The organism is Acidovorax sp. (genome assembly GCF_022763525.1).
Lineage (GTDB): Bacteria > Pseudomonadota > Gammaproteobacteria > Burkholderiales > Burkholderiaceae_C > Acidovorax.
The window spans coordinates 1-11,179 of sequence record NZ_JALEGG010000032.1 but is presented as its reverse complement, the minus strand read 5'-3'; the positions used below and the strand labels follow the sequence as shown (position 1 = coordinate 11,179).

Here is an 11,179-nt window from a genome sequence, read left to right as displayed (position 1 = left end):
CAGACAGCGGCGCCAGCAGCACCTCGGCCAGCTGATCGCCCAGTACCGCACGGAAAGCGGCCCGCGCGCAACGACGCGTCGGCCGCTTTTTTCGTTGTGGGCGAAGCTGAGGCCCCTCTGTCATGCCGCACTGCAGCATGACGGCGTCGGTTAGAGTAGCCGCCAGAACGAGACAGACAACCACATCCACCGACACAAAGGGGCCGCACCCATGGTGAAGAAAGCGCCGCGCCGCACCGCAGAACGCATTCTGGAAGTGACACTGGACCTGTTCAACCGGTTTGGCGAGCCCAACGTCTCCACCACCCTCATCTCCGCCGAGCTGCGCATCAGCCCTGGCAACCTGTACTACCACTACCCGGCCAAGGACGAGCTGATCAACGCGCTGTTTGATCGCTACGAAAGCTCGCTCACCGAGCTGCTGGGCGCCGCCGATGGAGTTCGCAACGTGGAGGACGCCTGGTTCTTCATGCACTCGCTGTTCGAGCTGATCTGGCAGTACCGCTTCCTGTACCGCGACCTCAACGACCTGCTGTCGAAGAACCGCCGCCTGGAGACGCATTTCCAGGCCATACTGAAGAACAAGACCCGTGCCGTGCGCGCCATGCTCGACGGCATGGGCCGGGCCGATGCGCTGCGCATCGACACGCGCGAGGTGGAAGCCACCGCCACCAGCATGGTGGTCGTGCTCACGTACTGGCTCAGCTTCGAATACGTGCGCGACCCGCGCCGCGCGCTGGAGCCCGAAAGCGCCCAGGCCGCGCTGCTGCGCGGTGCCCACCACGTGCTCAACCTGCTCATGCCTTACCTGGAAAGCGGGCAGCGCGCCCATCTGCTGGAGCTGGTGGGCGCTTACGCTGCGGCACCGGGCTGACATTGCACCCGACACTCACCAACAAAAAACTTCCGGAGACACACCATGGCCAAATGGACCCCCTTCCCCCACGCAGGCGACTACCGTTTCGATGCCGCGAGCGTCAAGAAGCAATGGGCTCGACTGCATGGCGGCGATGCCGAACCTTGCCCCAAGGACACCGCCGTGCTGGAGGCCTGGGCGCTGTTCCACAACGGCGACTTTGAAAAAGCCGCCGCCTCGGGCCTGGCGGCGGGCGGCGCAGGCATCACTGTGGCCAACAAGGCGACCTCGATCTACGCCAACTACCTGGAGCCCAAGGAAAAGACGCGCCTGGACCTGTTCCTGCAGGTCGCCGATCGGGCCGAGGCCCAGGCTTCCGAAGAGCCCGACAACGCCAACGCCTGGTACTGGCACGCATATGCGCTAGGCCGCTACAGCCAGGGCATCAGCGTGGCCAAGGCCCTGGCGCAGGGGCTGGGCGGCAAGGTGAAGGAATCGCTGGAGAAGGCCATTGCCCTGTCGCCCAAACACGCCGATGCACGCATCGCGCTGGGCGCTTTTCACGCCGAGGTGATCGACAAGGTGGGCTCGCTGATCGGCGGCATGACCTACGGCGCCAAGAAGGATGCCGGGCTCAAGCTGTTCCAGGAGGCGCTCAAGCTCAATCCCGGCTCGGCCATCGGCATGATCGAGTACGCCAATGCGCTGGTCATGCTGGAGGGCGACAAGAAGATGAAGGAAGCCACCGCGCTGTACGAAAAAGCCGCCGCCACCGAACCCGTCGATGCCATGGAGCGGCTGGACGTGGAGATGGCGCGCAGTGAACTGGAAGAGTAATCCGCCGAGGCGCTTCGCGCCTCCCCTCTTTCTCTCGAATCGCTGCGTGGTTCGGGAAGAAGACGCTGCCAGCGCCCGCAAGTGCAACGCCGCTAGTGCAGCTGGGCGACCCTTGCGCGGCGGTTGCAGGCATGGGTCGCCCTTTTCGGCTATGGTGACGAGGCTGGCTGAGCGGGTGACTTCACGTTGGCACATCCGTTAGGTCTGAGCTTGTCGAAGCCTCGCACGGCTCCGCTACGAAACTGCCCCGCTCACTCAGAAAGCTCTGCGCGATCGGTTTCCGGCCGCAAATGCCGGCCCAAGACCTCGCGCGCCTCCGCCGCTGTCCTCAGCCCCCAAACCGCCGCGCGGCGATCTCCAGCAAGCCGTCAAAGATCAGGTTGTCCACCAGTTCGAAGGGGCGCGTCATGCTGGGGGCCATCTTCCAGCCAGCGCCGCCGGTCATGATGCAGGCGGGCTCCTGCCCGCAGTGTTGGAGCAGATGCTGGTACATGCGCTCCACCGCACCGGCAATGGCATAGGTGCCGCCGCTGGTGAGGGCGTCGCTGGTGTTGGTGGGGAACATGCGCACCTCGCCCGTCGGTACGTGCAGGCCGGCAGTGCCGGACTCGAGCGCGCGCAGCATGATGCCGTGGCCCGGCAGGATGAGACCGCCCAGAAAGCGGCCCTCCGCGCTGATGCATTCCACGGTGACGGCCGTGCCGACCATCACCACGACCATGGGCCTGGGGGGGCCGCTGCGCAGCACGTGGTGGCGCGCGCCGATCATGGCCACCCAGCGGTCCGAGCCCAGACGCGAGGGATGGTCGTAGCCGTTGACGAGGCCCGCTTCCTCCGCCGACGAAACCACCCACGAGGGGGCCACGTCCCAGATTTCCATTTGTTCCTGCACGCGGCGCTTGACGGCGTCGCCGGCCACCGCGCAGCCCAGCATGCGCTCGGGATGGGGTAGCGGAGCCCAGCTGCGTTCGGCCAGTCGATCCACATGGTCCAGGAACTCGGCGCCATGCGCCAGCAGCGCGGCCCCGGGGCGGGGAGCGTCGTACAGCGCCCACTTGAGACGGGTGTTGCCGACGTCGATGGCCAGAAAAGTCATGCGGCGGATTATCCCGAGTTTTGTTTTGGGACCGGGAAGCACTGGCGACACCCGCAATCCGGAACAGCTTTGTGATCAATCGTTTCACGCTGCCGTCCGACACACTCACGCACCGCGTTGGCGCTACAGTGGCCTTCCCCCGTTTTCTGCAACCTCAGGAGGTATCCCATGGGTCTTTTCAGTTTCATCAAGGAAGCCGGCGAAAAGCTGTTTGGCGGCAAGGAGGCCCAGGCGGCCACGGCGGCGGCGCCCACGCAGGATGAACTCAACACCAAGGCGGCGCGGGCGATCGAGACTTACATCGCGTCCCAGAACCTGGGCGCCAGCAATGTGCAGGTCGTGTTTGACGGCACACAGGGCAAGGTCACCGTGAAGGGGACGGCCCCCACCCAGGCGGTGAAAGAAAAGGTCACCCTGTGCTGCGGCAACGTGGCCAGCGTGACCAGTGTGGAAAACCAGATGGATGTGACCAACCCCGAGCCCGAGGCGCAATACCACGACGTGGTGCGCGGCGACACGCTCAGCGCCATCGCCAAGAAGTTCTACGGCGATGCCAACAAGTACCCCGTGATCTTCGAGGCCAACAAGCCCATGCTGAGCCACCCCGACAAAATCTACCCCGGCCAGAAGCTGCGCATCCCTGCACTGAAGTAACCCCCCTGAGTCGCCTTCGGCGCCTTCCCCCAAGGGGGACGCACCCGGTGGCCCGGCAAAGCCGGTTCCACGGGTGCACTGGGCTGAGCCGTGGATGTACCGACGCCTAGACGAACGGAACGCCCGAACAAGTCAAACTTTGAAATCAGCTGCCAGCGCTTATCTTTAAAGCACTGGCAGCTATTTTTTTGCGAGCATTAACCCTGCTTCCACGGCAGGCCGTGAAAGCGCCAGCCGCCCTTCTTGCCGCGCTGGCCTTGCGCATCCGCATCGCCCTCAAACCCTTCGAGGATGTTGTACGCCGTGATGCCCAGCTCGGTGGCCCGGCGCGCGGCTGCAATGGAGCGCACGCCGCTGCGGCACAGCAGCACGGCCCGACCGCCCTCGGGCACGGCGGCGCGCATCTGGGCGTCGAAATCCGCGTTCATGGCCATGCCCGGCCACTGTTTCCAAGCCACGGCAACAGCGCCGGGCACGTACCCCACCCACTCGCGTTCTGCGTCGCTGCGCACGTCCACCAGCACGGCCTGTCCGGCCTGCACCCATTGCCAGGCGTGCTGGGGTGTGATGTCACCGGCGTAGCCCTCGGCGGGAGAAACGGAGGAGAGCGTATTAGTCATGGTTTCGATCCTTTCTGGGCATTTGGCAAAACGTTTGGACTCGGCGCGACCGGTGCGAGGGTCGCCAAGCAAGGGCCGCCCCGCAGCGACGGCGTCGTCCTCGTGGGGGCTGAGGGCAGCGGCTCCAAGCCTGCCTGCGCAGGCTTGGACGTGCCCGAAGAGCCGCTGCCTCTGGCGGCAGCACCGAGGCGCCCCAGGCCCCAGGCGGCTCAGGGGGATTCACCATACCGGGGCCGGTTCATCCCGCAGCCGGCTGCGCAGCTGCGCATAGTCGGGCACCACCGTGGCCACGGTGTCCCAGAACCGCGGGCTGTGGTCCATCACGCGCAGGTGAGCCAGTTCGTGCGCCACCACGTAGTCGATGATGGCGGGGCGGTAGTGCAGCAGGCGCCAGTTCAGGCGAATGGAGCCGTCAGCCTTGGCGCTGCCCCAGCGGGTGTTGGCGCTGGACAGGCGCAGGCTGGCCCAGCGCACGCCCAAGAGCGGGGCAAAGTGGTCGAGCCGCTCGGTGAAATGGCGGCGTGCGTCGCGCATCAGCCAGGCTTGCACCGCATCGCGGATCTGCGCGGGGCTGGCGCTGTGTGGCAGGCCGATGTGCAGGCTTTTGGGCTCGGCAGCCGCGGCGGCCATCAGCGCGCCGCCCTTGCCTGCAAAGCCGTGGCTTGGGTCCAGCACCACCGTCAATGGTTCGCCCAGGTAGGGCAACACGGCGCCATGGGCCCAGGCGATGCGCCCGCCTTCCACGCGCTGCTGGCGCTCGCGCGCCTCGGACAGCTTGCGCAAGATCCAGCCCGATTTCTCGCGCAGCGCGGAGTCCACCCCTGACAGGGTGACCCAGCTCGGCGCCCGCACCGACAGGCCATCCGGCCCCACGGTAAAGCCGATGGTGCGGCGGCGCGCCCGCTGCAGCGCATAGGCCACCACGGCCTCGCCCAGCAGCACTTCGCGGTTGGCGCGGGGGTGGCGAAACTCGGCGGGAGACAACAGCGAAGGCAGCGGGACGGCCGGTGCCGCGGGAATTTTTGCTATCTTTTCAGGAGCTATCAGCGCTTGATCATCGGGCGCAGGAGGCAGTTTTTCCTTGGAATCGGCAGCCTCCACCGCTGGCACCGCTGCCGGTGGGGGCAGCGGATCGAAAAGGTCAAGCGCCAACTGCACGAGCCGCTGCATCACCGAGGATTCACTTTTCGCCGGGGTCGGCGGTCCTGGCGGCCGGGATGGCCCCTGCCGGGTACGCATCCGGGTCCAGGCGTTGCATTTCGGCTTCGATCCAGTCCTCCACCTCGCGCATCAGCTCGTCGGGCCGGCGCCCCGCGCTGGGAATGGGCTTGCCGATGGACACGTCCACCACGCCCGGCCGCTTGAGGAATGCCTTGCGCGGCCAGACCTTGGCCGAGGTGACGGCAATGGGCACCACGGGCACGCCCGTAGCGATGGCCAAGCGCGTGCCGCCCGTCTTGTACTGCCCCTTCTGACCGCGCGCGATCCGGGTGCCCTCCGGGAACATGATGATCCAAACGCCCTTGGCCAGCAGATCCTTGCCCTGCTGCACCACTTTGCGGAACGCCTGCGAGCCCTGGTCGCGGTCGATGTGGATCATGTCCAGCCGGCCGATGGACCAGCCGAAGAACGGCACGTACAGAAGCTCTTTCTTGAACACGTAGGCCAGGGGGTGCGGCATGATCGCCGGCATCAGGAAGGTCTCGTACGTGGATTGGTGCTTGACCAAAAGCACGGCCCCCGCGTTGTCGCCCTGCGGCAGGTTCTCCATGCCCACCACGTGGGTCCGGATGCCCAGCACCACGCGCGCGCTGCTGATGCACAGCGACAGCCACGCCCGCGCGATGCGGTACAGGGGGCGTCCACGCATGCCAAACAACGAGCCCAGCATGATGGCCAGGGTATAGGGCACCACCGTGATGCCCATGATGAGAAAGTGAATGACAGAACGGATAAAAGCCATTTTTGAGGTTTTTTGGCCGCCAGCGCCGGATGATCGAGCGCAAGCAGCTATCAATTAAATAGCATCAGAAACCAGCGTCGCCCGACGCTGGCAAGGGCGCTGCGGCCATGGGCGCGGCCGCGGCCGGTGCGGGTGGCAGCAGCTGGTCCACAAAATCGCCCAGGCTGGCATGCACGCGGCTGCCTGGCGGCAACCACGCCGGCAACGGGCCACCCGGATGCACATGCGCCGACTGTCCCGTACACACCAGGTGCAGCTGCGCACCCAGGGCCGCCCCCGCCTGCAAGTGCGCGGCGCAGCTGCCCACCACCTGCACTTCGTGGCGCTCCACGCCGTAGCGGTCGCTGATCTGCTCCAGCAGGCCCGGCGCGGGCTTGCGGCAGGCACATTCCTCATCGGCCGCATGGGGGCAGTAGAACACCGCATCGATGCGCCCCCCCACGGCCGACACCTGCCGGTGCATCTTGGCGTGGATGGCATTGAGCGCCACCACGTCGAACAACCCCCGCCCCAGCCCCGGCTGGTTGGTGGCCACCACCACATGCCAGCCTCCATGGTTCAGCCGCGCGATGGCTTCGAGTGCGCCCGGCACGGCCATCCACTCGTCGGCGGAGGTGATGTAGTCGTCCGCCAGCGGGTTGAGGGTGCCGTCGCGGTCGAGGATGGCGAGTTTCATAGGAGGAGGTGCCTTGTGGGAACAGACCGCCAGCCTATCAGCCCCGGGGTCACACCGCCAGGCGCGAGAGATCGGCCACGCGGTTCATCGCGTTGTGCAGCATCTTGAGCAGGCCCAGGCGGTTCATGCGCACATCCAGCTGCTCGGCGTTGACCATCACATCGTCAAAGAACGCATCCACCGGCGCGCGCAGCACGGCCAGGGTCTGCAGGCTGGCGGTGTAATCGCCCGCGTCGAACTGGGCATTGGCTTCGGGCACAAAGCGCTGCAGCGCAGCGTACAAATCCTGTTCGGCCTTTTCCTGCAGCAGCTCGGGGTTCACATGGGCGTCCACAGGGCCTTCGACCTCGGCCTTCTTGAGGATGTTGCCGACGCGCTTGTTGGCCGCAGCCAGCGCAGGAGCCTCGGGCAACGCCGCGAAGGCGCGCACGGCCGCCAGCTGCTTCTCGACCAGGGCCAGTCGCTGCGGGCGCAGGGCCAGCACGGCATCCACTTCCTGCGTGCTGTAGCCCTGCTCGCGCAGGCTGCCAGCGAGGCGGTCGTAGATGAAGTCGGAAAGCTGCGCCGTGGCATCGGTGATCTTGTCGCCAAAGGCGGGCACGGCACCAGCCAGCAAAGCGTTCAACTCCAGCGGCAGGTCCTTCTCGACCAGCATGCGGATCACGCCCAGGGCATGGCGGCGCAGCGCGAACGGGTCGCGGTCGCCGGTGGGCAGGTTGCCGATACCGAACATGCCGACCAGGGTTTCCAGCTTGTCGGCCAGGGCCACCACCACGCCGGCGGTGTTGCGCGGCAACGCGTCACCCGCAAAGCGGGGCTTGTAGTGGTCTTCAATGGCTTGCGCCACGGTCTCGCCCAGTCCATCGTTGAGCGCGTAGTAGCCGCCCATGATGCCCTGCAACTCGGGGAACTCACCCACCATGTCGGTCACGAGGTCGGTCTTGGCCAGCAGCGCGGCCTGGTCGGCGTCTTGCACCAGTTGCGCATCGCCCAGTTGCTGGGCGATGGCCTTGGCGATGGCACGCACGCGCTCCACACGCTCGCCCTGGGTGCCCAGCTTGTTGTGATAGACCACTTTGGAGAGGCCCTCGACACGCGAGGCCAGAGTCTTCTTTCGATCCTGATCGAAGAAGAATTTCGCGTCGGCCAGGCGCGGGCGCACCACCCGCTCATTGCCGCCGATGACGAAGCTCGCGTCCTCGGGCTGGATGTTGCTCACCACCAGGAACTTGTTGGTCAGCTTGCCAGCGGCGTCGAGCAGCGGGAAGTATTTCTGGTTGGCCTTCATCGTGAGGATGAGGCACTCTTGCGGCACATCGAGGAACTGCTCTTCAAATTGGCAGATGAGCACATTGGGGCGCTCGACCAGTGCGGTCACTTCGTCCAGCAGGGCCTCGTCTTCGATGGGGCGGGCGCCATTGCCGACCTTTGCGGCAGCAGCGGCCAGCTGGCGCGCGATCTCTGCCTTGCGCTCGGCAAAGCTGGCGATCACAGCGCCGTCCTTCTTGAGCGTGGCGGCGTAGCTGTCAGCGTCGGCCAACACCACCGGTGACACGGTGGCTTCAAACCGGTGGCCGGTGGTGCGGTTGCCCGCCGCGAGACCCAGCGCCTTCACCGGGACCACGGTGCTGCCGTACAGCGCCACCAGGCCGTGCGCCGGGCGCACGAAGTTCACGCTGGTCCAGCCGGGCAGTTCGCAATCGCTCTCCAGCTGGTAGCTCATGACCTTGGGGATGGGCAGCTTGGCGATGGATTCCTGCAGCGCTTTCTGCAGGCCGTCCTGCAGCGAGGCGCCAGGCACCACGCTGTCATAGAACAGGGCCTCGGCCTTGCCATCCTGCGCGCGCTTCAAGGCCGCCACGGCGGCGGCAGGGTCGGACACGTCGGCACCCAACGCCTGCAGCTTCTTGAGCAGGGCGGGCGTGGCGTTGCCGCTGGCATCCAGCCCCACCGTCACCGGCATCAGCTTCTGCTGCACGGCCTTGTCAGCAGCCTTGTCGGCCACACCGGTCACGTGCGCTGCCAGGCGGCGGGGCGAGGCAAAAGGCGTGACCACCGACGCCGCGCTGGCCAGGCCCTGGGCCTTGAGCTGGTCGGCCAGCACGCTGGCGAAGGCATCGCCCAGTTTCTGCAGCGCCTTGGGGGGCAGCTCTTCGACAAACAGTTCAACAAGAAGGTTTTGGGTGTTCATGGAATCGGCCGATCAGCTCAAAGACGGCATGACCGCGCTGTAGTGCAGCACGGTGGGGAAGGGGTCGTAGAAATGGTGCAGGAGCGTGCGCCACTCCTGGTATTGCGGGGAGCCGCGAAAGCCCTCGGTGTGGTCTTGCAGCGTGGCCCAGCGCACCAGCAGCACGTACTGGTGGTCGTCTTCCACGCAGCGCTGCAACTCGTGCCCTTGGTAGCCGGGCATGGATGCGATGATGCGCTGCGCCTCGGAAAACGCCTGTTCAAACGCGGCCGTCTGGCCGGGCTTGATCTGCAGGGTGGCCACCTCGAGGATCATCAGGCGGCTTTCTTGGCCATTTGTGCCACCCACTCGCGCGGCGCCATGGGGAAGCCCAGGCGCTCGCGGCTGTCGTAGTAGCTTTGTGCCACGCTGCGCGCCAGGTTGCGGATGCGGCCGATGTAGGCGGCGCGCTCGGTCACGCTGATGGCACCGCGCGCATCCAGCAGGTTGAAGCTGTGCGCGGCCTTGAGCACCTGCTCGTAGGCGGGCAGCGCCAGCTGCTGCTCCATCAGGTACTTGGCCTGCTTCTCGTGCGCGTTGAAGGCGGTGAACAAAAAGTCCGCGTCGCTGTGCTCGAAGTTGTAGGTGGACTGCTCCACCTCGTTTTGCTTGTACACATCGCCGTAGCTCAGCTTGTCCGTCCACTTCAGGTTGTAGACGTTGTCCACGCCCTGCAGGTACATGGCCAGCCGCTCCAGGCCGTAGGTGATCTCGCCCGTGGCGGGCTTGCAGTCGATGCCCCCGACCTGCTGGAAGTAGGTGAACTGCGTCACCTCCATGCCGTTGAGCCACACCTCCCAGCCCAGGCCCCAGGCGCCGAGCGTGGGGTTTTCCCAATCGTCTTCGACGAAGCGGATGTCGTTCTTCTTGAGGTCGAAGCCCAGCGCTTCGAGGCTGCCCAGGTACAGCTCCAGGATGTTGGCCGGTGCGGGCTTCAAGACCACCTGGTACTGGTAGTAGTGCTGCAGGCGATTGGGGTTCTCGCCATAGCGGCCGTCCTTGGGGCGGCGGCTGGGCTGCACATAGGCAGCCTTCCAGGGCTCGGGGCCGATGGCGCGCAGGAAGGTGGCGGTGTGCGAGGTGCCGGCGCCCACTTCCATGTCATAGGGCTGCAAAAGGGCGCAACCCTGCGCGTCCCAATAGGACTGCAGCTTCAAAATGATTTGCTGAAATGTCAACATGGCTTCTGTGGCGCTGGCAAGCCAGGGCCGGGCAAGTAGGGGAGAAAAGGAAAAGCAACAACAGGCAAGGCGTTGGCTGACGCCGATCCGCGCCACCCCAGGCAGCAAGGACGGGCATTGCGCACGCGAACCGGTCATTTTACGGCGCCGCAGCAATGTGCCGGAGCAAGCAGCACGCCAGCGGATGGCGAGACGCGGATGCAGCACCCCCGCGACGCTCCATGAAAAAAGGCCGGAACCCTTTTGGAGCCCCAGCCTTCCCAACCAGTCACGCAAGCTATAAGCCGGTGCGCACCAGTGACCACCTTTGCGGGTAGCCCGTCGGCGCACGTGTTGTGCGCCAAGTCTCATTTCAAATACTCGCTGCGAGGTTGACCCCCGGTTTGCACCCGGTGCGCCTCCACGGGGCGCCCCTCCCACCAGCACACCCATGGAGCTGGCTTTGCCAGGCCACTGGGTGCGTCCCCCCTCAGGGGGAAGGCGCGCAGCGCCGCAGGGGGAAATTAATACTCCCAGAAGATCCGCTGCAGTTCCTTGCTGTCGTTGGTCTTGGTGAGAGCCACCATGGCCAGGATGCGGGCCTTTTGCGGACGCAGGTCGTGGGCCACCACCCAGTCGTACTTGTCGTCAGGCTGCTCGGCGTTGCGCAGCACAAAGCCATCGGGCACGCGGGCCGAGCGAACGATCTGCACGCCCGCAGCACGCAGGGCCTTGAGCGAGTCCACCGCCTGCGCGGCCACAGAGCCGTTGCCCGTGCCGGCATGGATCAGCGCCTTCACGCCGGCCCGGCCGTAGGCCTCGATGCCCGTGGTGTTCATGTTGCTGTAGCCGTACACGATGTCCACGGCGGGCAGGGCCTTGATGTCGTCGATGTTGAATTCCGACTGCATGGTGTGGCGCTTGACCGGGGCGCGGAACCAGTAGTTCTTGCCTTCCACCACCATGCCCAGGGGGCCCCACTGGCTCTTGAAGGCCTCGGTTTTGATGTTGATGTGCTTGTGCACATCGCGGCCGCTCTGGATCTCGTCGTTCATCGTGACGAGCACACCTTTGCCGGCGGCATCTT

At 65.8% G+C, this 11,179-nt stretch carries 12 protein-coding genes; 3 read left to right on the top strand and 9 right to left on the bottom strand.

Annotated features, from left to right (window positions below):
- The first annotated feature begins 211 nt into the window (after positions 1-211).
- Together MRY84_RS02510 and MRY84_RS02505 are read left to right on the top strand one after the other, a co-directional pair.
- Entirely contained in the window at positions 212-874 is a 663-nt protein-coding gene (locus tag MRY84_RS02510; protein WP_291504185.1) for a TetR/AcrR family transcriptional regulator, read from the top strand.
- Positions 875-919: 45 nt separating this feature from the next.
- Positions 920-1,693 carry a hypothetical protein gene (locus tag MRY84_RS02505; protein WP_291504184.1) on the top strand — a complete coding sequence of 258 codons (774 nt, stop codon included), beginning with the start codon at positions 920-922 and terminating at the stop codon, positions 1,691-1,693.
- 328 nt (positions 1,694-2,021) lie between these two features.
- Here the strand turns inward: MRY84_RS02505 and MRY84_RS02500 are convergent, their stop codons facing one another.
- On the bottom strand, positions 2,022-2,789 hold the full coding sequence (locus MRY84_RS02500; protein WP_291504183.1) for a type III pantothenate kinase: 768 nt from the start codon (positions 2,787-2,789) through the stop codon (positions 2,022-2,024).
- Positions 2,790-2,957: 168 nt separating this feature from the next.
- Here MRY84_RS02500 and lysM point away from each other — a divergent pair, with 168 nt between their 5' ends.
- Positions 2,958-3,443, top strand: coding sequence for a peptidoglycan-binding protein LysM (lysM, locus tag MRY84_RS02495; RefSeq protein WP_291504182.1), 486 nt, complete (start codon positions 2,958-2,960; stop codon positions 3,441-3,443).
- Positions 3,444-3,640: 197 nt separating this feature from the next.
- Here the strand turns inward: lysM and MRY84_RS02490 are convergent, their stop codons facing one another.
- The 8 genes from MRY84_RS02490 to MRY84_RS02455 form a co-directional block, all read right to left on the bottom strand.
- Positions 3,641-4,063 (bottom strand): rhodanese-like domain-containing protein, encoded by a 423-nt coding sequence (locus MRY84_RS02490; RefSeq protein ID WP_291504181.1) that lies wholly within the window; start codon positions 4,061-4,063, stop codon positions 3,641-3,643.
- 219 nt (positions 4,064-4,282) lie between these two features.
- Positions 4,283-5,233, bottom strand: a complete 951-nt coding sequence (locus MRY84_RS02485) for a SprT family zinc-dependent metalloprotease (protein WP_291504180.1) — start codon at positions 5,231-5,233, stop codon at positions 4,283-4,285.
- Positions 5,234-5,243: 10 nt separating this feature from the next.
- A complete protein-coding gene (locus MRY84_RS02480) occupies positions 5,244-6,026 on the bottom strand; it encodes a lysophospholipid acyltransferase family protein (protein ID WP_291504179.1) in 783 nt (260 codons plus the stop codon).
- A gap of 64 nt (positions 6,027-6,090) precedes the next feature.
- Positions 6,091-6,702, bottom strand: coding sequence for a D-glycero-beta-D-manno-heptose 1,7-bisphosphate 7-phosphatase (gene gmhB / locus MRY84_RS02475; RefSeq protein WP_291504178.1), 612 nt, complete (start codon positions 6,700-6,702; stop codon positions 6,091-6,093).
- A gap of 49 nt (positions 6,703-6,751) precedes the next feature.
- The gene (gene glyS / locus MRY84_RS02470; protein ID WP_291504177.1) at positions 6,752-8,893 is read right to left on the bottom strand and encodes a glycine--tRNA ligase subunit beta; all 2,142 of its coding nucleotides are present in this window, start codon (positions 8,891-8,893) and stop codon (positions 6,752-6,754) included.
- A 12-nt stretch (positions 8,894-8,905) separates the two neighbouring features.
- Positions 8,906-9,208 (bottom strand): antibiotic biosynthesis monooxygenase, encoded by a 303-nt coding sequence (locus MRY84_RS02465; RefSeq protein WP_291504176.1) that lies wholly within the window; start codon positions 9,206-9,208, stop codon positions 8,906-8,908.
- Positions 9,208-10,113 (bottom strand): glycine--tRNA ligase subunit alpha, encoded by a 906-nt coding sequence (gene glyQ, locus MRY84_RS02460; RefSeq protein ID WP_291504175.1) that lies wholly within the window; start codon positions 10,111-10,113, stop codon positions 9,208-9,210. Before glyQ ends, MRY84_RS02465 begins: the two co-directional genes overlap by 1 nt.
- A gap of 503 nt (positions 10,114-10,616) precedes the next feature.
- Positions 10,617-11,179, bottom strand: a 563-nt coding sequence (locus tag MRY84_RS02455; RefSeq protein ID WP_363317465.1) for an asparaginase domain-containing protein, incomplete at its 5' end; no start/stop codon positions are given.

Excerpts from the sequence above, each read along its gene's own strand:
- MRY84_RS02510 (WP_291504185.1), top strand. The coding sequence starts at position 212 with ATGGTGAAGAAAGCGCCGCGCCGCACCGCAGAACGCATTCTGGAAGTG.
- MRY84_RS02505 (WP_291504184.1), top strand. The coding sequence starts at position 920 with ATGGCCAAATGGACCCCCTTCCCCCACGCAGGCGACTACCGTTTCGAT.
- MRY84_RS02500 (WP_291504183.1), bottom strand. The coding sequence starts at position 2,789 with ATGACTTTTCTGGCCATCGACGTCGGCAACACCCGTCTCAAGTGGGCG.
- lysM (WP_291504182.1), top strand. The coding sequence starts at position 2,958 with ATGGGTCTTTTCAGTTTCATCAAGGAAGCCGGCGAAAAGCTGTTTGGC.
- MRY84_RS02490 (WP_291504181.1), bottom strand. The coding sequence starts at position 4,063 with ATGACTAATACGCTCTCCTCCGTTTCTCCCGCCGAGGGCTACGCCGGT.
- MRY84_RS02485 (WP_291504180.1), bottom strand. The coding sequence starts at position 5,233 with ATGCAGCGGCTCGTGCAGTTGGCGCTTGACCTTTTCGATCCGCTGCCC.
- MRY84_RS02480 (WP_291504179.1), bottom strand. The coding sequence starts at position 6,026 with ATGGCTTTTATCCGTTCTGTCATTCACTTTCTCATCATGGGCATCACG.
- gmhB (WP_291504178.1), bottom strand. The coding sequence starts at position 6,702 with ATGAAACTCGCCATCCTCGACCGCGACGGCACCCTCAACCCGCTGGCG.
- glyS (WP_291504177.1), bottom strand. The coding sequence starts at position 8,893 with ATGAACACCCAAAACCTTCTTGTTGAACTGTTTGTCGAAGAGCTGCCC.
- MRY84_RS02465 (WP_291504176.1), bottom strand. The coding sequence starts at position 9,208 with ATGATCCTCGAGGTGGCCACCCTGCAGATCAAGCCCGGCCAGACGGCC.
- glyQ (WP_291504175.1), bottom strand. The coding sequence starts at position 10,113 with ATGTTGACATTTCAGCAAATCATTTTGAAGCTGCAGTCCTATTGGGAC.